This window comes from Buttiauxella sp. 3AFRM03 (genome assembly GCF_003675305.1).
Classification (GTDB): Bacteria; Pseudomonadota; Gammaproteobacteria; order Enterobacterales; family Enterobacteriaceae; genus Buttiauxella; species Buttiauxella ferragutiae.
Genome location: NZ_CP033076.1, coordinates 1910857 through 1931024 on the forward strand (window position 1 = coordinate 1910857; position 20168 = coordinate 1931024).

Sequence of the window (20168 nt, forward strand, 5' to 3'; positions counted from 1 at the left end):
CAGCCTATATGATGAAGCGGTACCTACAAGTCACTAAACCAGGAATTATTTTCGGCAATTTAATTTCTGTCATTGGGGGATTTTTACTGGCCTCAAAGGGCAGCATTGATTATTCCCTGTTCATCTCCACTCTTGTTGGGGTGTCGTTGGTCGTGGCGTCGGGTTGTGTATATAACAACTTCATCGACCGCGACATCGACCGCAAGATGGAGCGAACCAAGAACAGGGTTCTGGTCAAAGGCCTGATTGCGCCGAAAACCTCGCTGGTATACGCCACCTTGTTGGGTATTGCTGGCTTCATGCTGCTGTGGTTTGGTGCTAATCCGCTAGCCATGTGGTTAGGCGTGATGGGCTTTGTGGTTTATGTCGGCGTTTATAGCCTGTACATGAAGCGCAAATCTGTCTACGGCACACTGATTGGCAGCCTTTCCGGTGCAGCACCGCCAGTGATTGGTTACTGTGCGGTGACCGGCGAGTTTGACACCGGTGCTTTGATCCTGCTGGCTATCTTTAGCCTGTGGCAGATGCCGCATTCCTATGCGATTGCCATCTTCCGCTTTAAAGATTACCAGGCTGCTAACATTCCGGTGTTGCCAGTGGTTAAAGGGATTTCGGTCGCCAAGAACCACATCACGCTGTATATCATTGCGTTCGCTGTTGCCACGCTGATGCTGACTCTGGGTGGTTACGCTGGGTATAAATATCTGGTGGTAGCTGCTGCGGTGAGCGTCTGGTGGTTGGGCATGGCATTACGCGGATATAAAGTGGAAGACGATAAAGTCTGGGCGCGCAAACTGTTCGTCTTTTCCATCGTCGCTATCACTTCACTGAGCGTGATGATGTCGGTCGATTTCATGGTGCCAGATTCACATAATCTGCTGACTTACGTCTGGTAAGTTCTGAACCTGATAAAAGGGCACTTCGGTGCCCTTTTTTATTAGTACTATCAATGTATCCATTTACCCCCCTTTACCCACGCACTACACTAAGGCCTGCATTTTATCTGAGGTGGTAATGAACGATTATAAAATGACGCCCGTCGAGTTACGTGCGACGTGGGGTTTAGGCACGGTCTTTTCACTGCGCATGCTCGGCATGTTTATGGTGCTGCCCGTTCTTACTACTTATGGGATGGCCTTACAGGGCGCAAGCGAAGCACTGATTGGCATCGCCATCGGTATTTATGGCCTGGCGCAAGCTATCTTCCAGATCCCTTTTGGCCTGCTTTCTGACCGCATTGGCCGCAAACCGCTGATTATTGGCGGCTTGCTGATTTTCGTTCTCGGCAGCGTGATTGCGGCACTTTCTGAATCTATCTGGGGCGTGATCCTTGGCCGTGCGTTGCAAGGCTCGGGTGCCATTGCCGCAGCCGTCATGGCACTGCTTTCTGATTTAACCCGTGAGCAAAACCGAACCAAAGCGATGGCGTTTATCGGTGTGAGTTTTGGGGTTACGTTCGCCATTGCGATGGTCCTCGGCCCAATCATTACTCATAGCCTTGGCTTAAATGCTTTGTTCTGGATGATTGCGATTCTGGCAGCCTGCGGCATTCTGATAACTCTGTTGGTGGTGCCAAATTCCAAAAATCATGTGCTGAACCGCGAGTCAGGCATGGTCAAAGGCTGCTTTAGCAAAGTGCTGGCGGAGCCGAAATTACTCAAGCTCAACTTTGGCATCATGTGCCTGCACATTATGTTGATGTCGACGTTTGTCGCCCTTCCGGGCCAGCTCGAACAAGCCGGTTTCCCGGCAGCTGAGCACTGGAAAATTTACCTCTGCACCATGCTTATTGCTTTTGCATCGGTGGTGCCTTTTATCATTTATGCAGAAGTAAAACGCCGCATGAAGCGCGTGTTTGTTGGCTGCGTGGCACTGCTGCTGATTGCTGAAATCGTGCTTTGGGGCTCAGGCCCGCACTTCTGGGAACTGGTGTTGGGTGTGCAGTTGTTCTTCCTCGCCTTTAACCTGATGGAAGCGATTTTACCTTCGCTGATCAGTAAAGAATCGCCAGCGGGTTACAAAGGTACGGCGATGGGGATTTACTCCACCAGCCAGTTCCTGGGCGTGGCGATTGGCGGTTCGTTGGGTGGCTGGATTGATGGCTTGTTTGATTCGCAAACCGTCTTCCTGGCGGGAGCATTACTGGCAATGATATGGCTGCTGGTCAGTAGCACCATGACAGAACCACCTTATGTCGCCAGCCTACGAGTTGAGCTGCCTGAAGATGTCGCCGCCGATGAATCTTTGAAGCAGCGTTTGCTGGCTCAAGCGGGCGTAAGTGAAGTGAATATTATTGCGCAGGAGCGCAGTGCTTACGTGAAGATCGACAGTAAGCTGACGAACAGGTTTGAGATTGAGCAGTTGGTAAAACAACCCTCACCCTAACCCTCTCCCTGAGGGAGAGGGAATATTCTTTTCCCCCTCTCCTGCAGGAGAGGGCCGGGGTGAGGGCGAGCTTTAATCGCGGAAGTTCTTAAACTGGAACGGCTGACCCAAATCACCACCACGAACCAGCGCCATTGCGGCCTGTAAATCGTCGCGAGACTTGCCCGTTACGCGCAGTTCTTCACCCTGAATCTGCACCTGAACTTTGGCCTTGCTGTCTTTAATCAGCTTGACGATTTTCTTGGCGATAGCAGATTCAATGCCCTGCTTGAGCTTAGCTTCCACGCTCCAGGTTTTACCGCTGTGCACAAACTCTTCCGGCACATCAATTGAAGCCCCTTCGATACCGCGCTTGAGTAGCTTGGCACGAAGAATATCCAACAGTTGGTTAACCTGGAAATCAGACTCGCTGGCAACTTTAATGGACTGATTTTTCTCATTCAGTTCAAACGTTGCTGGCACATTACGGAAGTCAAAACGAGTTGCAACCTCGCGCTCCGCGTTTTCAATCGCGTTACGTACTTCCTGGATATCAATTTCAGACACGATGTCAAAAGATGGCATGCTTTCTTCTCCCTCTCTTCTTGTTGCGTTGCATAATACCTGCTGAGCCGAGCAAAACAACCCGTTAAAGCAGCCCAGAGCCCTGTATAATAGAGAATATGTACAACATCAGTGGCTAAACGCTGATGGGGAGGCAAAATGAAAATTACCGTGCTGGGTTGCGGTGCGCTCGGCCAACTTTGGCTGGCATCACTTTTTAAACAAGGACATGAAGTTCAGGGATGGTTGCGTGTGCCCCAGCCATTTTGTCATGTCAACGTGATTGAAACCGATGGCAGCGTCTTCAATCAAACGTTTATCGCCAACGATCCTGATTTTCTCGCCAATAGTGATTTACTGCTGGTAACGCTGAAAGCCTGGCAGGTTTCAGGTGCTGTGAAAACCCTGGCCAGTACTCTACCGGTACACTGCCCTATTCTGCTGCTACACAACGGCATGGGTACACTTGAAGAATTGCGCACAATCCCGCAGCCGCTGTTGTCTGGCGTCACCACTCATGCGGCGCGTCGTGACGGAAACCTGATTATTCATGTCGCGAACGGCATCACGCATATTGGACCAGGAAACGAAGCGGGCAACGATTTTAGTTTCCTTGCCGATATGCTGCACCACGCATTACCTGAAATGGCCTGGCATAACGATATTCAGTTCGCCAACTGGAAAAAGCTAGCGGTAAACTGTGTGATAAACCCACTGACCGCACTCTACAATTGCCCGAACGGTGAGCTGCGCCATCATCAATTTGAAATCACCGAGATTTGCCAGGAAGTCGCCGTGGTGATGGAGCGCGAAGGCCACCATACCTCTGCCGAAGACCTGCTTTATTATGTCAGCAACGTTATCGAAAGTACGGCGGCGAACATCTCATCAATGCTTCAGGACGTGCGAGTCGAACGCCACACCGAGATTGATTACATCACGGGTTATTTACTGCAACGCGCGCGCGCCCATGGCCTGTCTGTGCCAGTGAACAGCCGCTTGTATGAACAGATTAAGCGTAAGGAGAATGAATATGAGCGCTCGAGCACTGGTTTGCCTGGCTCCTGGAACTGAAGAAACAGAAGCGGTCACCACAATTGATCTTCTGGTTCGCGGTGGTATTAGCGTCACCACAGCAAGCGTTGCCAGCGACGGAAACCTGACGATAACCTGTTCACGTGGGGTAAAACTACTGGCGGATGCCCCGCTGATTGAAGTGGCAGACGGAGAGTTCGACATCATCGTGCTACCCGGCGGATTGAAAGGCGCGGAGTGTTTTCGCGATAGCCCGTTGTTAGTTGAAACCGTGCGCCAGTTCCATCTTTCAGGGCGTATTGTCGCCGCCATTTGTGCCGCAGCCGGTACGGTACTCGTTCCACATGAGCTATTTCCAGTGGCGAATATGACTGGTTTTCCTGGCCTGAAAGAAACCATTCCGGAAGCCCAGTGGCAGGATAAACGAATAGTCTGGGACCCGCGAGTCAACTTGTTAACCAGCCAGGGGCCGGGAACGGCAATTGATTTTGCACTGAAGATTATTGATTTACTGGTGAGCCGTGAGAAAGCTCATGAGGTTTCACAACAGTTGGTGTTGGCGGCAGGGATTTACAGTTACCGGGATTATTAATACTGACGTTTCGGTGGATGACGCTGCGCTTATCCACCCTACAACTTCTTGCTGTAGGTCGGATAAGCGCAGCGTCATCCGACAAATTACGCGCGATAAACCTTCACGTTCTCAAAACCTTGCTCGCGCAGATACAGCGCCTGCAAACGGCTCATCACACCGCGGTCGCACCACAGCAAATAATTTTTGCTCTGATCCAAATCACCGAATGCGGTGCTCAGTTTATAGAATGGCAGTGAAGCCACTTCCACGCCTTCTGGCTTAAATGGCTTATCGTCTTGTTCGTCGATAGAACGAATATCCAACAGCACATCATTCGGGCCAAATGCGTCAACGGTTTCAACTTCCGTTACCACTTCTTTGGATTGATTGGCTATCTCACGGATGTCGATATTGGTTGCTTCTTCAACCACGCGGTCAAGAATGGAGAAATCGAAATTGGCTTCTTCTGCTTCAATCTTCGCTTTCACCGCTTTGACGGTTGGGCTTTTCGAAATCACACCGCAGTATTCCGGCATGGTACGCGCAAAGTCAGCGGTACCGATTTCACGTGCCAGATCGATGATGTGCTCTTTATCGTGAGAGATCAGCGGACGCAAAATCAGCGTATCGGAAACGTTGTCGATTAAACGCAGGTTGGTCAGCGTCTGGCTGGAAACCTGGCCCAATGCTTCGCCGGTCACCAGTGCCTGCACGCCATAACGCTCGGCCACTTTGGAAGCCGCGCGCACAAACATACGCTTCAGCACCACGCCCATCTGGCCGTCTTCCACTTTCTCGAGGATTTCGCCAACCACAGGTTCGAAGTTAATCGCCACGAAACGCACGCGGTGCGAACTACCAAAACGGTTCCACAAATAGTGCGCCACTTGTTTAACGCCGATTTCGTGCGCTGCACCACCGAGGTTAAAGAAGCAATAGTGCACACGGCAACCACGGCGCATCAGCATGTAGCTGGAAACACCGGAGTCGAAACCACCGGAAATCAGCGACAGCACATCTTCTTGCGTGCCAATCGGGAAACCGCCAATGCCTTCATAACGGCCTTTCACCAGCAGCAGGCGATCGTTTTCAATTTCCAGATTAACGGTCACATCAGGTTTAGTCAGTTTTACACGCGCTGATTCAATGTGTTGATTCAGGCCGCCACCAACATAACGTTCAACTTCAATTGAGCTGAACTCATGCTTACCACGACGTTTCACACGCACACAGAAGGTTTTGCCTTCCAGTTGCTCGCGATAAAGCTCCAGCGCCTGTTCAAAGATATTGTGCAAATCGGTAAACGGCACATCTTCGACTTCCAGAATATGGTGAATCCCAGGAATGCGGGTCAACGCTTCACGAATGGCGATACGCTGATTTTCATCTTTAGCGCGAACTTCAATGTTGTCCCAGTGGCGAACAACCGCCAGATCTTCATCGTAGTGTTTTAAAACGTTGCGAATGTTCCCGGTGAGCATTTTAATAAAGCGTATGCGCACAGATTGACTCTTGATGGTGATTTCCGGGAACAATTTAATGATAAACTTCATGGCGGCTTAGATTCGTTGATGAGCCAGGCATGACTAATCATGCGGGCTGGAAGACTTAAAGAACTGCAACGGCGAGTTGCCGCTGCATCCGAGGCGCGCAAGTATATCACTAACCTCTGCTAACCAACATGCTCATGGTTACTTGCTTGCCAGTTTCCGCTACCATTGCAGAGTCGCAAAAATTATTAGAGTCAGACATTCACTATGCCGAAAAAAACCGAAGTCCCGGCCAGTTTTGAAACTGCGCTTGTGGAGCTTGAGCAGATAGTTACTCGTCTTGAGAGCGGCGATTTAGCACTCGAAGAGGCGTTAAATGAATTTGAACGTGGTGTGCAGCTCGCACGTCAAGGTCAGGTGAAACTGCAGCAAGCAGAACAACGCGTGCAAATCCTGCTAAACGATAGCGAAGACGCTCCACTCAAGCCTTTTACCCCGGATAACGAGTAAATGGATTTTAACCATCAGTTGCAGGCCCACGCCGAGCGGGCCAACGATGCGCTGCTGCGTTTTTTAGCGCCGCTACCGTTTCAGAACACTCCTCTGGTTGAGGCCATGCACTATGGTGCACTATTTGGTGGCAAGAGACTGCGCCCTTTCCTGGTCTACGCGACCGGGGAAATGTTCGGCATAGCGCAAGAAACTCTGGATGCCCCAGCTGCGGCAATCGAATGCATCCACGCTTATTCATTGATCCATGACGATTTACCTGCCATGGATGACGACGATTTGCGTCGTGGCCAACCGACCTGCCACATCAAATTCGGTGAAGCGAGCGCCATTTTAGCCGGAGATGCCCTACAAACCCTGGCGTTTTCTATACTAAGTGATGCGCCAATGGCTGGCGTGGCGATTGCAGACAGACTGGCGATGGTAAAAGAACTGGCAACCGCCAGTGGCGTTGCCGGTATGTGTGGCGGCCAGGCGTTAGATTTGGAAGCCGAAGGCCAGCATGTTGACCTACAAAGTCTTGAGCGTATTCATCGTCATAAAACCGGCGCGTTAATTCGTGCAGCAGTTCGCCTGGGCGCATTAAGCGCAGGTGATGCGGGCCGTAACGCCCTGCCGTTACTCGACCATTATGCCGACAGCATCGGCCTGGCATTCCAGGTGCAGGACGATATTCTCGATGTCATCGGTGATACCGCGACACTGGGTAAACGTCAGGGCGCGGATCAGCAACTGGGTAAGAGCACTTATCCGGCACTGCTAGGGCTAGAAAATGCCAAAACCAAAGCGTGGGATCTCTATCAGGAATCTCTCCGGGCGCTGGAAGGCCTGGCTCGCCAGTCGTTAGACACTACCGCACTTGAAGCGTTAGCGAGCTATATCATCCAACGTGATAAATAAGATGAGTTTCTAATTTAATGAGTTTTGATATTGCCAAATACCCGACCCTCGCACTGGTGGAATCAGCCCCTGAGCTACGCCTGTTGCCAAAAGAGAGTTTACCGAAACTGTGCGACGAGCTGCGTCGTTACCTGCTCGATAGCGTAAGCCGTTCCAGCGGGCACTTTGCCTCAGGTCTTGGCACGGTAGAACTGACCGTGGCGCTTCACTATGTGTATAACACGCCGTTCGACCAGTTAATCTGGGACGTCGGACATCAGGCTTATCCGCATAAAATCATTACTGGCCGCCGTGACAAAATTGGCACCATTCGTCAGAAAGGTGGCCTGCATCCTTTCCCATGGCGCGCCGAAAGCGAATATGACGTATTGAGCGTCGGCCATTCGTCGACCTCAATCAGTGCCGGAATTGGCATTGCAGTGGCCGCCGGAAAAGAAGGTAAAGACCGCCGTACCGTCTGTGTGATTGGCGATGGCGCAATCACCGCGGGTATGGCGTTTGAAGCGATGAACCACGCGGGTGACATTCGCCCGAACATGCTCGTTATACTCAACGACAATGAAATGTCGATCTCCGAAAACGTCGGCGCGCTGAATAACCACCTCGCGCAACTGCTTTCCGGGAAACTCTATTCTTCGCTGCGTGAAGGCGGGAAAAAAGTGTTCTCCGGCGTACCGCCGATTAAAGAACTGCTCAAACGCACCGAAGAACACCTGAAAGGCATGGTCGTTCCTGGCACTTTGTTTGAAGAGTTAGGTTTTAACTATATTGGCCCGGTTGATGGGCATGACGTTGTCGGCCTGGTCAATACGCTGAAAAACATGCGCGACCTGAACGGCCCGCAATTCCTGCACATCATGACCAAAAAAGGCCGTGGCTACGCGCCAGCTGAAAAAGACCCAATTAGCTTCCACGCGGTGCCTAAGTTTGACCCGCAAAGCGGCACGCTGCCGAAAGCCGCTGGCGGCCTGCCAAGCTATTCGAAAATCTTTGGCAACTGGTTATGCGAAACCGCAGCCAAAGACGACAAACTGATGGCCGTAACGCCTGCGATGCGCGAAGGCTCAGGCATGGTCGAGTTTTCACGCCAGTATCCGTCACAATATTTTGATGTCGCTATCGCAGAACAGCACGCTGTGACGTTCGCCGCTGGTCTGGCGATTGGCGGTTATAAACCCGTTGTCGCCATTTACTCCACCTTCCTGCAACGCGCGTACGATCAGGTGATTCACGACGTCGCTATCCAGAAGTTGCCGGTGTTATTTGCCATCGACCGCGCTGGTATTGTCGGCGCTGACGGGCAAACCCACCAGGGCGCGTTCGACATCTCCTTCCTGCGCTGCATTCCAGAAATGGTCATCATGACACCCAGTGATGAGAACGAATGCCGCCAGATGCTGCACACCGGTTATCACTACAACGACGGCCCATCAGCGGTGCGTTATCCACGTGGCAACGGTACTGGCGCTGAATTACAACCGCTGGAATCGCTGCCAATCGGTAAAGGTGTTAAGAAACGCGCAGGTGAAAAAATTGCGCTGCTGAACTTCGGCACATTGTTGCCAGAAGCCGAAGCCGTTGCTCAATCCCTTAACGCAACGCTGGTCGATATGCGTTTTGTGAAGCCGCTTGATGAAGCGTTGATTCTTGAGTTGGCTGCCAGCCATGAATCGCTGGTCACCATCGAAGAAAATGCGGTAATTGGCGGTGCTGGTAGTGGCGTCAACGAAGTGTTGATGGCTAACCGTAAGGTGGTTCCGGTGCTGAATATCGGTTTGCCTGATTACTTCATCCCGCAAGGTACACAGGAAGAGGCACGCGCCGCCATCGGCCTTGATGCAATCGGTATGGAAACGAACATTCGCGACTGGCTTAAATAATTCCCTGCTCCACTCCTGCTATGCTTAAAGAACCTGAATAGCCGGAGTGGAACCATGCAATACAACACGTTAGGAAAAACAGACCTCAAGGTTTCCCGTCTTTGCCTGGGTTGTATGACCTATGGTGAGCCAGACCGTGGCAATCACGCCTGGACGCTTCCTGAAGAGAGCAGCCGTCTCATCATCAAACACGCCATCGATAACGGCATTAATTTCTTTGATACCGCCAATAGCTATTCCGACGGTAGCAGCGAAGAGATTGTCGGGCGCGCCTTGAAAGATTTCATGCGCCGTGAAGATGCCGTCCTCGCCACCAAAGTTTACTTCCCGGTTGGTGATTTGCCAGAAGGACTTTCGCGCGCGCAGATTATGCGTTCGATAGATGACAGCCTGAAACGCCTGGGAACCGATTACGTCGATCTGTTACAAATCCACCGCTGGGATTACAACACGCCAATTGAAGAGACCCTTGAAGCACTCAATGACGTGGTGAAAGCGGGCAAGGCGCGATATATCGGAGCTTCATCGATGCACAGTTCACAACTGGCTCAGGCGTTGGCTTTGCAAGATCAACATGGCTGGGCGCGGTTTGTCACTATGCAGGATCACTACAATCTGATCTATCGTGAAGAAGAACTCGATATGCTACCGCTGTGCTACGAACAAGGGATCGCGGTGATCCCATGGAGCCCGTTGGCCAGAGGCAAATTGACTCGTCCGTGGGGTGACACTACGGCGCGCTCAGTCTCTGATGAAGTCGGTAAAGATCTATACGATGCCAGCCATGAAAACGATGCGCTAATTGCGGAGCGGCTGGCGAATGTTGCAGATGATAAAGGCGTTACGCGCGCGCAAGTAGCACTGGCGTGGTTGCTGAGTAAACCGGGGATTGCTGCACCGATTATTGGCGTTTCTCGTGAACATCAGTTGGATGATTTATTGGCAGCGGTGGATTTAACACTGAAGCCTGAGGAGATTGCGGAGCTGGAAACGGTATATCAACCGCATAAAAGGGTCGGATTTAAGTAACGCCCTCACCCTAGCCCTCTCCCCCAGGAGAGGGAACAGAACCAGGTAAGCGGGGCCGGGTCGCCCACAAAAGCCCCGCTAATTTTGTCACAAGGATGTACGCTACTTTATAAACTTAATCTCAACTCATTCGCTCTTGCGAGGGTATTAAATTGTTATATTACGAAATTAAAGATATACCATACTGATAGTGAGTTCACCATCCAGAATGGCTTCATCGGTAATCCCTAAAGTATCCGTTGGAGCAATAGCCATTGCAACTTCCAGCGGAATAGTCGCGGTTGTAAATGCCACTGGAACTCCATCAATCCCAACAGTCATAGTACGAATGTTCGCTTCCTGGAAATACACCCCGGCACCCGCATCAGTGATCACTGTCCAGGAGCCAGATAAACTTTGTTCGTAAATCATTTGAGCAGAAACACCATCAGCCAGGGCCTGGTCATATTTAACCTTCACCCCATAAGCACCGATTTTAGCCCCTTCGGCAGTGGTACCTAAACCATTAATATAACCCGTATACGACTCACCTGCCTTTTTACCGTTAGCAAACACTACATCCATCGGCACTTTAGTATTTGGGCGATTATCAATTGATGTAAAACCGACTTTCACTGGAGATTCACAATTAATTTCAAGCGTGACATCTTTTGAGCCCATTTGATTATCTTCTGTAGCTGACAAGTCACCTAAAGTTATATTTCCGTAATCAATCACGCCACCATTGCTGAGAACGGGTGTACAGGCCCCCATAGTTAACGTGCCATTAACGTTCAGAGTGGCGGTATTAGCCGCATAAGATGAACAAGTAGCGGTAGCAATAAGACTAGCCAGAATGATTTTCTTCATTGTAAAACCTTTATGTAATTAAGTGATTTATTTATTTTATAAATACATGTAACACATACATATAATTTATCTATAATTGCCATGTGTGATTGACAATTACATTCTACTCAGAAAAAAGATTATACATATTTGCTTGCCGCTTGATATATGCACTTACAATAAAAATATAATAAGGTTTGGATTTTTAATGTATTACAACCTGCTCAATCAACCATTCGAATTAATGCCAATACCCTGGTGTTTTAAATATAGTTAAAAACTTAATTATTACCTGCATCACTACTCTAAAAAAATGTTTTCGTAGATAATGCCTGGTTCGAAAAAAAACAAGACGCAAATATATTTATATTAATCACCTATCACCAGGAATTACTATGAAAAAAATTATTCTGGCAAGCTTGATTGCTGCCACTTCTTCATCCTCTTATGCTACAGATACAACAGCATTGAAAGTTCAGGGCAAGCTGATTATGGCTGCCTGCACACCAAACATGAGTAACGGCGGGGTAGTTGATTTTGGTTCTCTTTATGTAGGCTCAATGAACTCAACAGAAATTAATGAAGTGGCTGTTCAGCATATGAATTTTACTATTGAGTGTGGTTCTACTGTCAAAGTGGGTTTTACTACAACAGACAATCGTCAGGATAGCGATGCTGGCCTACCAGTAAAATTTAGCGATGGGGTTGTTGTAAGCGATATTCAAAGCCTCTTTGGTTTTGGTAAAACAGCGAGTGGTGTTGATATTGGTTCTTATAGTATTCGAATCGATGAAAATAATGTCACTATTGACGGCGTTATTACACCGATTCTTTCTCGGGATCATCATGCTGCTACTGGATGGGTTCTCAGCGATGGTATTCTGGCAGAGGGTGATCTTCGTACCATAGCCGTTGGTTCTGGTCTGATGCCACAATCCTTTACCACATGTGCTTTCCCTCTAACGTTGGCTGCGACTGTTCAGCCAACAAATACACTGGGCATTACTGATAAAACGGAACTGGATGGAGAAATAACGTTTAGCCTGACTTACCTCTAATAACCAGGTTACATGTTGAGTGCTTTACTGGGGTGATGCTTCCCCCAGTAAAGACCGGCCAAAATGAAGATTGCTTTTAACCAGCACCAGGATATTCCATTCTTAATAGTGCATAAATCTGATTAACCTATTTTCTACTCTCCTGAAACTTGAACTTTTCTTTAAACTTGAAAAAACTGATTAAAAAAATTCATAACAAGTTGTTTTTAAAGATATTTAAAGGGTCTGTTTATGTTCCCTCTCCCTTAGGGCTGTCTCTTAGTCACATCTGCGTGAGTCGGGAGACAGTTCCGTTCACCCGATGTTCAGTGTTTTACATAGCCACTGAACCGGTGAACGTCTTAGGGTGGCCACCGTCGCCACCCTAAGAACCCGGACTCCCGGCAAATCAAGGGGTTGGCGTTAACCCCTTGATTCGCTCACCGTTTTCTGGAATTAAAGAGATAACTGAACTCACGGGTGAACGGAAAATCAGCGAGGCTTAAAGATCTCACCCTGATAAAATTGCCAGGGCGAGTTGTGTATAAGAGACAGCCCTTAGGGAGAGGGCTGGCGTGAGGATTGTCCTAAATCAGAACAAGCCAATCGGCCAATGGTGCCCAATCAGATAAATCACGCCCGCAGAAATAACACCCGCGACAATGTCATCTACCATGATCCCCATACCGCCGTGAATATTGCGGTCAAACCAGCGGATTGGCCACGGCTTCCAGATATCAAAGATGCGGAAAATCACAAAGCCTGCAGCCACCCAGCGCCAGTCGTTAATTGGCAGCGCCATCAGGGTTATCCACATGCCGATGAACTCATCCCACACGATGCTGCCGTGGTCATGAACGCCCATATCACGTGCAGTCTGGTGGCAAAGATAAACCCCGATACAAATGCCGAGCATGATAACCATCGAGTAGAGCTGCCACGGCAGCAGGGTCATCAGATACCAGAACGGGATCGCCGCGAGCGACCCCGCTGTACCGGGCATAATCGGGCTTAATCCGCTACCAAACCCGGTGGCGAGCAAGTGCCACGGGTTGCTAAGCTTTAGACGGCTTTTAGCCACATCTTTAGAGCGAGGCAAAGTGGTCGTATCCTTTTAAATCCAGGGTTACCGGTTTGCCATTTTGCAGGAACTGTAGCCCTTCAGAAGCGGGTCCAACCTGGCCGATACAGGTAAACGGAACGCCAAGATTGCCGATGGCGACGTCCAGCGCACCGCGATTAACTTCTGGCACGGTGAAACACAGTTCGTAATCTTCGCCGCCAGAAAGCGCCCATTGCAAAGCTTGATCAGCACTGACATTCGCTTTCAGGGCATCAGAATATGGCAGAGCATCGAGATCAACGCGTGCACCACATTCACTAGCTTTAAGGATATGACCCAAATCGGAAATTAGCCCGTCAGAAAGATCAATTGCGCTGCTCGCCAGATCGCGCAAGGCCTGGCCCTGTAAAATCCGAGCTGTTGGGCGTAAATGCCGTTGTTTCAGATAGGCCGCTTGAGCGGGATCTTTGACGGTTAAACGGTCCTGCAAGATAGCCAGGCCCGCGGCGCTATCACCAGGCGTGCCGGTGACATAAATCCAGTCGCCAATGCGCGCACCGCTGCGTTTTAGCGCACGGCCAGCAGGCACCAGGCCATGAATGCCAAGCGTCATGGAAAGTGGCCCACGGGTCGTGTCGCCGCCAATCAGCTGCATATCGTAGTATTCGAGTTGCTCAAACAGGCTGTCGCTGAAGGCTTCAAGCCAGCTTTCATCGACTTCAGGAAGGGTAATAGCCAGCGTTAGCCAGGCAGGATCAGCGCCCATAGCGGCCAGATCGCTTAAATTTACCGCCAGCGCTTTGTAACCCAAATCGCGGGGGTTAATATCAGCCAGGAAATGAATGCCCGAGACAAGTGTATCGGTACTGATCGCGAGGACCTGCTTTTCGGCTACCGTTAGCAACGCACAATCATCGCCAATTCCGGTTTCCACATCGCGGCGGGAACTGCTTACGCGATCAAAATAACGGGCAATTAAGGAAAACTCACCGCATGCCATGCGTTATGCCTATAAATGAAATAGATAAAGAAAGGCCGGAATTAACCGGCCAGAAGATTACTTTTTGCGGGGACGAATTTGCGGAGCAGCTTTATCAAGAACACCATTCACGAACTTGTGGCTATCTTCGGCACCGAAGGTTTTCGCAAGATCGATGGCTTCGTTAATCGCCACTTTGTATGGCACGTCATCACGTTTAGCCAGTTCAAACAGTGCGATACGCAGAACCGCTTTTTCTACCTGACCCAACTCTTCGAGCTGGCGAGACAGGTAAGGCTTCATCAGCCCATCCAGATACGCGCTGTTAGTAGCCACCCCGACCAACAGTTCGCGGAAGTAGTTAACGTCAACGTCTTTGACGTCCTGTTCCGCCAGGAACTGGTATTCGACATCAGCGATGTCATTTCGAGATAACTGCCAGGAGTATAGCGCCTGAACGGCACACTCACGGGCACGGCGACGAGCAGCAGGTTTCACAGATTTCCCCTTACAAAAAATCAGGCCTTGATGGCTTTCAATACATTAATCATTTCAAGCGCGGTCAGTGCAGCTTCTGCACCTTTGTTACCGGCTTTTGTGCCAGCGCGTTCGATGGCTTGTTCAATACTTTCGGTGGTCAGCACGCCAAAGGCGACTGGAATACCACTTTCCTGCGCAACATGTGCCAGGCCATTGCTGGCACCACCAGCAACATATTCAAAGTGAGCTGTGCCGCCACGGATAACCGTACCCAGCGCAATAATCGCGTCGTAACGACCGGTTTTCGCCAGTGCGTCAGCCGCAAGTGGCAGCTCATAAGCACCCGGAACCCAGACCACGGTGATGTTTTCATCTTTAACCTGGCCGATACGTTTCAGGGCGTCAATCGCACCATCCAACAGGCTGTTATTGATGAAGTTGTTAAAACGCGCGATGGTGATGGCGACGCGAGCGTCTGGAGTTGCAACGGCTGCTTCAATAATGTTCATAATCTTCCTTTACGGGTTCTGTTTAGCCCCGCAGGGGGGCGGATTTTATCATAATCTTTTCGCGGCTGCTTACGTTTTACAAGCCGGCGTATCGCGGCGTCAAATGCAGACACAAATCAGGGCCAACCTGACGGACTTCACTAAAGCTAAATTCAGGCGCATCGGCTAATTTTTCAAGCCCAGGCAGGTTACATAAACCCCGCGCGTCATTACCCAATAATTTCGGCGCAACGTAGACAATCAGCTCATCAACAAGGCCTGCCTGTAGCAGCGCACCGCCAAGCGTTGGGCCAGCTTCCACCCAAACAGAGTTTATCTGACGCTTGCCAAGCAACATCATCATTACCACCAGATCAAGGTGGCCTTTATGTTCTGGCACGATAAATTGTTCAACACCCGTAGGCCAGGTTTGCTGATCGGCCTGGCAACGGGCAAGCCAGGTCTCACCTGACTGAGCAATAATTCTGTGCTGTGGCGTCACCCGGTTTTCACGATCGAGAATAATACGCGTTGGCTGACGCAAATTTTCTTCGGCGTAAACCGCCTGAGTCGCGCTATCTAATTCATTCCAGCGCACTGTTAAAGAAGGGTTGTCCGCCAGAACGGTAGCGCTGCTGCTAAGAATCGCTGAACTTTGTGCGCGCAGACGCTGCACGTCACGGCGTGATTCAGGCGAGGTAATCCATTGGCTTTCACCGCTAGCCATCGCAGTGCGCCCATCCAGAGAAGCCCCAAGTTTGAGCTGAATAAACGGGAAACCTGTGCGCATGCGCTTGAGGAAACCGCGGTTAATCGCCTCAGCTTCGTTCATCATCAAACCGTGGCTGACTTCAATACCCACCTGTTGCAGCGCATACAACCCGCGACCAGCCACTTGCGGATTCGGATCCTGCATCGCGGCAACAACACGCGAAACACCAGCAGCAATTAACGCTTCACAACAAGGTGGCGTGCGCCCGTGATGGCTGCAAGGCTCGAGCGTGACATACGCCGTGGCACCGCGAGCTTTTTCTCCAGCCATCCTTAAAGCATGCACTTCCGCGTGGGGTTCACCGGCACGAAAATGAAAGCCCTCACCGACAATTTCACCACCTTTGGCAATCACACAGCCGACATTCGGGTTAGGTGACGTGGTAAAACGGCCATGCTTTGCCAGTTGCATTGCACGAGCCATAAATTTTTCATCAAGCGACATCAGCATTAATCCTGTAAGCGGGCAATTTCTTCGCCAAATTCGCGGATATCTTCAAAGCTGCGATAAACCGAGGCAAAGCGGATATACGCCACTTTATCGAGTTTTTTAAGCTGCTCCATCACCAGATTACCAATCATTTTGCTTGGTACTTCTCGCTCGCCGGTTCCGCGCAACTGGGATTTAATATGGTTGACTGCCATTTCCACGTCGTCGGAACTGACCGGACGTTTCTCCAGCGCTTTTAGAATACCGCTTCGCAGCTTGTCTTCGTTAAATGGCTCGCGAACATCATTACTTTTTACTACCCGCGGCATCACCAACTCCGCCACTTCAAAAGTCGTGAAACGTTCATTGCAAACCAGGCACTGACGGCGACGACGCACGGAAGACCCTTCGCCAACAAGACGGGAATCAATCACTTTGGTGTCTACTGCGAAACAGAATGGGCAATGCATGGCGCGTCCTGAAGGATTATTCAAATGAACAATAGTTTACCGCGAAGTGGCAGGAGTACAAAGGCAACGCCGCCTCATCCCGCGAAATATGACTTTTCAATGGCGAACAGCTACGCTTAAATCAGGACAAAACCTTAAGGAAAAACTATTCATGACAAAGAGTTACCTAAGAATTATCCTGGTTACCAGCCTGGTGAGTCTCAGTGCTTGTGCCCAACAAACTGAAGTGCGCCAGATGAAGAGCGAAGTGGGTTCATTGAATAAAGAGATGACACAACTCACTGACCAAACCGTCAAACTTACGCAGCAAAATGCGCTGAATGCCAAATCAACAACCGGCGTCTATTTATTACCCGGTTCAAAAACGCCAGCGCGCCTGAATAGCCAAATAGGCAATTTGCAAATGTCACTGAGCAGCATCACCCAGGAAGCGAACGGTAGCCGCGTCATGCTGATTATCAAAGGTGAATCCAACGATCCGCTGCCTGCTTTCACCGGCAAAGTCGAATGGGGGCAGATTCAAGGCACCACGGATAACTACCAGGAAGTTAACGTGCAATCGCAGCAATTCGATGCACCTGCGAGTGTATTAGCGCCGAGTGATATCAGTATTCCGTTACAGCTTTCCGGGCTTTCACCTAATCAACCAGGTTTTGTTCGTATTCATGACATTCAGCCTGTAGACCCTTCACAGGCATTGCCCGCGCAATAATAGCCACAACCCTCACGCTTGTGCCGTCTCTTAGTGACATCTCTGTGAGTTGGGAGACTGTTCCGTTCACTCGGTGTTCAGTGTTTTATATAGCCACTGAACCGGTGAACGTCTTAGGGTGACCACCGTCGTCACCCTAAGAACCCTGACTCCCGGCAAATCAATCGCCGCAAGCGGTAAACACCGTTTTTCACCCAACATTCGCGGTCGTTCGCGATTCGTTCCCGACGATCGCTCACTCACGTGGTTCCCGACCACGTGACCCCGATTGAAGGGTGAAAAATGGCGCGATTGAAGCCGGAACCCAGGGTCAACGTCAAAGGCTAAAGACAGCACCGAGCCGGTTTTGACCTTGTTCCCGGTATAAATTGCCCCGGTGTTCCCCATAAATCAGGGTTGAGCTGCCGGAGCAGCGAAAGAGAGCGATCGTCAGACAAAAATGTCAGGAACATTTTTGAACAACGCTTGCGTTGGCCACGAAGTGGTTCGGCACAGGGATGTGCCGAATATAAGAGACAGGTCTTTGCGGGGGGTAAGCCACAGTCACATCTACGATTTTTGTTACATCTCCCTGGACGCTATGCGTTAAAAACCCTCTCATCACAGCATTAAATCTAGTGATCTTAATCACATAAACTTGTAACCAATTAGCTTCTGTTTGCTTAAATTGGCGATACAGGTAAAATCTCGCCCGTTTTTAATGTGCGCAAACGTGAACGCAATCGATTACGCATGCAGCGATAATGTGAAATGAAGCATATTTTTGTGAGCAGGGATTTCTATAATAGGCGCGTCAATAAGAAACCAGCTGAATGGTTGATGACTTTAGGTGATCACTCGCTCCCTGCCCTCACGGGAATCATGTAAAAAACAGTGGCATATAAAATGAAAAAAATTATTTTGGCGGCTAGCACCGTCCTGGCGCTTTCAAGTTCTTTCACGGCTCACGCCGAAGATACAAAAAATTCCGAATATGTTTCCGACTGGTGGCATCAAAGTGTCAACGTTGTGGGCAGCTACCACACCCGCTTTGGACCACAGATCACTAACGACGTATATCTGGAATATGAAGCATTTGCCAAAAAAGATTGGTTAGATTTTTATGGCTACATCGATATTCCAAAAACTTTCGGTTGGGGTAACGGCAACGACAAAGGTATCTGGGACGACGGTTCACGTATGTTCATGGAGATCGAACCGCGCTTCTCTATTGATAAGCTGACCGGCACCAGCCTGGCATTTGGCCCATTCAAAGAGTGGTACATCGCCAACAACTATATCTATGATATGGGCGCGCACGGTAACGATGCCAGCAAACAAAACACCTGGTACATGGGTCTGGGCACCGATATCGACACCGGTCTGCCAATGAGCCTGTCTCTTAACGTGTATGCGAAATACCAGTGGCAGAACTATGGCGCATCCAACGAAAACCAGTGGGATGGCTACCGTTTTAAAGTGAAATACTTTGTACCGATTACCAGTCTGTGGGGTGGTAACCTGAGCTACATCGGCTTCACCAACTTTGACTGGGGTTCAGATCTGGGCGATGACAACTTCATCGACAATAACGGCAAACATGCGCGTACCAGCAACTCTATCGCTTCCAGCCATGTCCTGGCTCTAAACTACGATCACTGGCACTACTCAGTTGTTGCCCGTTACTGGCACAACGGTGGTCAGTGGGCAGATAACGCCAGCCTGAACTTCGGTGAAGGTGATTTCAACGTGCGCTCTACCGGTTGGGGTGGTTACTTAGTGGTTGGGTACAACTTCTGATAACCGTCTGAAGCTTTAGAAAAAGCCGATCTGCTCTTAGCCGATCGGCTTTTTTGTTTCCGGCAAACATCCTTCACTTTGCTGCAATTGGATAAAATGGGCCAATGAACGATCTGGCCGCTCTGAAAAGTATCGTCCTGTTGGATCTACCGATACACAGCGATCGAGTCGAAAACTGCGGTAATCCTCACGCACTTCGCACCAGGCGACTAGCAGCCATACCTCGCCCCAAAATGTCAGCCCAAGTGGATGGACATTCCTGTTCGACGCTCGCCCCTTCTCATCTTCATAACAAACATGAAGCACCTGTAACTCCCCGATTGCACGATGAAAAATATCAAACCAGGTCTTAACCTGCGGGTATTTGTTAAAGTCTGGCGAAATGATGCGGCAACGCTCCGCAACAACTCGCCGCTGCGGCGTCAGTACCCCAAGCAACTTTTCCTCTGCTGTGCCCGCCGCTTGCGCAAGTGTTTCACCACTCCACGTTTGCACTAAACGTATCGCCGCAACTAACGCTTCCACTTCACCAGGGGTGAACATCAACGGCGGCAAATCGTAGCCGGGTAATAAGCGATAACCGCAGCCCGCTTCACCCTCAATGGGAACGCCAGACAGGGACAAATCACGAATATCACGGTAGATAGTACGCTCGGATACTTCGAGGCGTTCGGCAAGCAGAGCCGCCGTCGACAACCGACGTCCACGCAGAATTTGTACTATTTGAAAAAGGCGATCCGCTCTTCGGCTCATAGGTTTCTTTTGTGAACGATGTGATGCCTGCC

Annotated in this window: 21 protein-coding genes; 11 read left to right on the forward strand and 10 right to left on the reverse strand. The window is 50.0% G+C overall.

All coding sequences use genetic code 11. The features are described 5' to 3' along the window. Positions 1 to 8: 8 nt before the first annotated feature. On the forward strand, positions 9 to 896 hold the full coding sequence (gene cyoE / locus D8682_RS10385; protein WP_064549149.1) for a heme o synthase: 888 nt from the start codon (positions 9 to 11) through the stop codon (positions 894 to 896). 118 nt (positions 897 to 1014) lie between these two features. Next, complete coding sequence (locus tag D8682_RS10390) at positions 1015 to 2385, forward strand: MFS transporter (protein ID WP_121814219.1); 1371 nt, start codon at positions 1015 to 1017, stop codon at positions 2383 to 2385. Positions 2386 to 2457: 72 nt separating this feature from the next. On the opposite strand, the gene D8682_RS10395 is transcribed toward D8682_RS10390, so the two are convergent. Next, positions 2458 to 2949, reverse strand: coding sequence for a YajQ family cyclic di-GMP-binding protein (locus D8682_RS10395; RefSeq protein WP_034457969.1), 492 nt, complete (start codon positions 2947 to 2949; stop codon positions 2458 to 2460). 138 nt (positions 2950 to 3087) lie between these two features. Here D8682_RS10395 and panE point away from each other — a divergent pair, with 138 nt between their 5' ends. Further along, positions 3088 to 4002: a 2-dehydropantoate 2-reductase gene (gene panE, locus D8682_RS10400; protein ID WP_064549153.1), complete on the forward strand. Its 915-nt coding sequence runs from the start codon at positions 3088 to 3090 to the stop codon at positions 4000 to 4002. Then, entirely contained in the window at positions 3962 to 4555 is a 594-nt protein-coding gene (yajL, locus tag D8682_RS10405; protein WP_121814220.1) for a protein deglycase YajL, read from the forward strand. Before panE ends, yajL begins: the two co-directional genes overlap by 41 nt. Before the next feature lie 86 nt (positions 4556 to 4641). Here the strand turns inward: yajL and thiI are convergent, their stop codons facing one another. Beyond that, positions 4642 to 6090, reverse strand: a complete 1449-nt coding sequence (gene thiI, locus D8682_RS10410) for a tRNA uracil 4-sulfurtransferase ThiI (RefSeq protein WP_064549157.1) — start codon at positions 6088 to 6090, stop codon at positions 4642 to 4644. A 204-nt stretch (positions 6091 to 6294) separates the two neighbouring features. On the opposite strand from thiI, the gene xseB reads away from it, so the two are divergent. The 4 genes from xseB to D8682_RS10430 are packed head-to-tail and all read left to right on the forward strand — an operon-like array spanning position 6295 to position 10346. Then, entirely contained in the window at positions 6295 to 6537 is a 243-nt protein-coding gene (gene xseB / locus D8682_RS10415) for an exodeoxyribonuclease VII small subunit (protein WP_034493701.1), read from the forward strand. Next, entirely contained in the window at positions 6538 to 7437 is a 900-nt protein-coding gene (gene ispA, locus D8682_RS10420) for a (2E,6E)-farnesyl diphosphate synthase (RefSeq protein ID WP_064549159.1), read from the forward strand. A gap of 17 nt (positions 7438 to 7454) precedes the next feature. After that, positions 7455 to 9317, forward strand: a complete 1863-nt coding sequence (gene dxs / locus D8682_RS10425) for a 1-deoxy-D-xylulose-5-phosphate synthase (RefSeq protein ID WP_121814221.1) — start codon at positions 7455 to 7457, stop codon at positions 9315 to 9317. A 54-nt stretch (positions 9318 to 9371) separates the two neighbouring features. Beyond that, positions 9372 to 10346 carry an aldo/keto reductase gene (locus D8682_RS10430; protein WP_121814222.1) on the forward strand — a complete coding sequence of 325 codons (975 nt, stop codon included), beginning with the start codon at positions 9372 to 9374 and terminating at the stop codon, positions 10344 to 10346. Between the two features lie 168 nt (positions 10347 to 10514). Here the strand turns inward: D8682_RS10430 and D8682_RS10435 are convergent, their stop codons facing one another. Continuing rightward, positions 10515 to 11195 carry a DUF1120 domain-containing protein gene (locus D8682_RS10435; protein WP_121814223.1) on the reverse strand — a complete coding sequence of 227 codons (681 nt, stop codon included), beginning with the start codon at positions 11193 to 11195 and terminating at the stop codon, positions 10515 to 10517. 374 nt (positions 11196 to 11569) lie between these two features. On the opposite strand from D8682_RS10435, the gene D8682_RS10440 reads away from it, so the two are divergent. Beyond that, on the forward strand, positions 11570 to 12232 hold the full coding sequence (locus tag D8682_RS10440; protein ID WP_121814224.1) for a DUF1120 domain-containing protein: 663 nt from the start codon (positions 11570 to 11572) through the stop codon (positions 12230 to 12232). A gap of 571 nt (positions 12233 to 12803) precedes the next feature. Here the strand turns inward: D8682_RS10440 and pgpA are convergent. The 6 genes from pgpA to nrdR all read right to left on the reverse strand — a co-directional run bounded on the left by pgpA (position 12804) and on the right by nrdR (position 16892). Then, on the reverse strand, positions 12804 to 13310 hold the full coding sequence (pgpA, locus tag D8682_RS10445) for a phosphatidylglycerophosphatase A (protein WP_064549170.1): 507 nt from the start codon (positions 13308 to 13310) through the stop codon (positions 12804 to 12806). Continuing rightward, on the reverse strand, positions 13297 to 14274 hold the full coding sequence (gene thiL, locus D8682_RS10450) for a thiamine-phosphate kinase (protein ID WP_121814225.1): 978 nt from the start codon (positions 14272 to 14274) through the stop codon (positions 13297 to 13299). Before thiL ends, pgpA begins: the two co-directional genes overlap by 14 nt. Before the next feature lie 57 nt (positions 14275 to 14331). Beyond that, positions 14332 to 14751, reverse strand: coding sequence for a transcription antitermination factor NusB (nusB, locus tag D8682_RS10455; RefSeq protein WP_034457944.1), 420 nt, complete (start codon positions 14749 to 14751; stop codon positions 14332 to 14334). Positions 14752 to 14771: 20 nt separating this feature from the next. Next, positions 14772 to 15242 (reverse strand): 6,7-dimethyl-8-ribityllumazine synthase, encoded by a 471-nt coding sequence (gene ribE / locus D8682_RS10460; RefSeq protein WP_121814226.1) that lies wholly within the window; start codon positions 15240 to 15242, stop codon positions 14772 to 14774. Positions 15243 to 15318: 76 nt separating this feature from the next. Then, complete coding sequence (ribD, locus tag D8682_RS10465; RefSeq protein ID WP_121815680.1) at positions 15319 to 16437, reverse strand: bifunctional diaminohydroxyphosphoribosylaminopyrimidine deaminase/5-amino-6-(5-phosphoribosylamino)uracil reductase RibD; 1119 nt, start codon at positions 16435 to 16437, stop codon at positions 15319 to 15321. A 5-nt stretch (positions 16438 to 16442) separates the two neighbouring features. Then, positions 16443 to 16892, reverse strand: coding sequence for a transcriptional regulator NrdR (gene nrdR, locus D8682_RS10470; RefSeq protein ID WP_064549177.1), 450 nt, complete (start codon positions 16890 to 16892; stop codon positions 16443 to 16445). 151 nt (positions 16893 to 17043) lie between these two features. Here nrdR and D8682_RS10475 point away from each other — a divergent pair, with 151 nt between their 5' ends. Next, positions 17044 to 17604 (forward strand): DUF3251 domain-containing protein, encoded by a 561-nt coding sequence (locus tag D8682_RS10475; RefSeq protein ID WP_121814227.1) that lies wholly within the window; start codon positions 17044 to 17046, stop codon positions 17602 to 17604. 885 nt (positions 17605 to 18489) lie between these two features. Next, entirely contained in the window at positions 18490 to 19383 is an 894-nt protein-coding gene (locus D8682_RS10485) for a nucleoside-specific channel-forming protein Tsx (RefSeq protein WP_064549181.1), read from the forward strand. A gap of 36 nt (positions 19384 to 19419) precedes the next feature. On the opposite strand, the gene D8682_RS10490 is transcribed toward D8682_RS10485, so the two are convergent. Beyond that, the gene (locus tag D8682_RS10490; RefSeq protein WP_121814229.1) at positions 19420 to 20136 is read right to left on the reverse strand and encodes a YafY family protein; all 717 of its coding nucleotides are present in this window, start codon (positions 20134 to 20136) and stop codon (positions 19420 to 19422) included. Between the last annotated feature and the right edge of the window lie 32 nt (positions 20137 to 20168).

Coding starts and splice junctions, on each gene's coding strand:
- cyoE (WP_064549149.1), top strand. CDS start 9: ATGATGAAGCGGTACCTACAAGTCACTAAACCAGGAATTATTTTCGGC.
- D8682_RS10390 (WP_121814219.1), top strand. CDS start 1,015: ATGAACGATTATAAAATGACGCCCGTCGAGTTACGTGCGACGTGGGGT.
- D8682_RS10395 (WP_034457969.1), bottom strand. CDS start 2,949: ATGCCATCTTTTGACATCGTGTCTGAAATTGATATCCAGGAAGTACGT.
- panE (WP_064549153.1), top strand. CDS start 3,088: ATGAAAATTACCGTGCTGGGTTGCGGTGCGCTCGGCCAACTTTGGCTG.
- yajL (WP_121814220.1), top strand. CDS start 3,962: ATGAGCGCTCGAGCACTGGTTTGCCTGGCTCCTGGAACTGAAGAAACA.
- thiI (WP_064549157.1), bottom strand. CDS start 6,090: ATGAAGTTTATCATTAAATTGTTCCCGGAAATCACCATCAAGAGTCAA.
- xseB (WP_034493701.1), top strand. CDS start 6,295: ATGCCGAAAAAAACCGAAGTCCCGGCCAGTTTTGAAACTGCGCTTGTG.
- ispA (WP_064549159.1), top strand. CDS start 6,538: ATGGATTTTAACCATCAGTTGCAGGCCCACGCCGAGCGGGCCAACGAT.
- dxs (WP_121814221.1), top strand. CDS start 7,455: ATGAGTTTTGATATTGCCAAATACCCGACCCTCGCACTGGTGGAATCA.
- D8682_RS10430 (WP_121814222.1), top strand. CDS start 9,372: ATGCAATACAACACGTTAGGAAAAACAGACCTCAAGGTTTCCCGTCTT.
- D8682_RS10435 (WP_121814223.1), bottom strand. CDS start 11,195: ATGAAGAAAATCATTCTGGCTAGTCTTATTGCTACCGCTACTTGTTCA.
- D8682_RS10440 (WP_121814224.1), top strand. CDS start 11,570: ATGAAAAAAATTATTCTGGCAAGCTTGATTGCTGCCACTTCTTCATCC.
- thiL (WP_121814225.1), bottom strand. CDS start 14,274: ATGGCATGCGGTGAGTTTTCCTTAATTGCCCGTTATTTTGATCGCGTA.
- ribE (WP_121814226.1), bottom strand. CDS start 15,242: ATGAACATTATTGAAGCAGCCGTTGCAACTCCAGACGCTCGCGTCGCC.
- ribD (WP_121815680.1), bottom strand. CDS start 16,437: ATGTCGCTTGATGAAAAATTTATGGCTCGTGCAATGCAACTGGCAAAG.
- nrdR (WP_064549177.1), bottom strand. CDS start 16,892: ATGCATTGCCCATTCTGTTTCGCAGTAGACACCAAAGTGATTGATTCC.
- D8682_RS10475 (WP_121814227.1), top strand. CDS start 17,044: ATGACAAAGAGTTACCTAAGAATTATCCTGGTTACCAGCCTGGTGAGT.
- D8682_RS10485 (WP_064549181.1), top strand. CDS start 18,490: ATGAAAAAAATTATTTTGGCGGCTAGCACCGTCCTGGCGCTTTCAAGT.
- D8682_RS10490 (WP_121814229.1), bottom strand. CDS start 20,136: ATGAGCCGAAGAGCGGATCGCCTTTTTCAAATAGTACAAATTCTGCGT.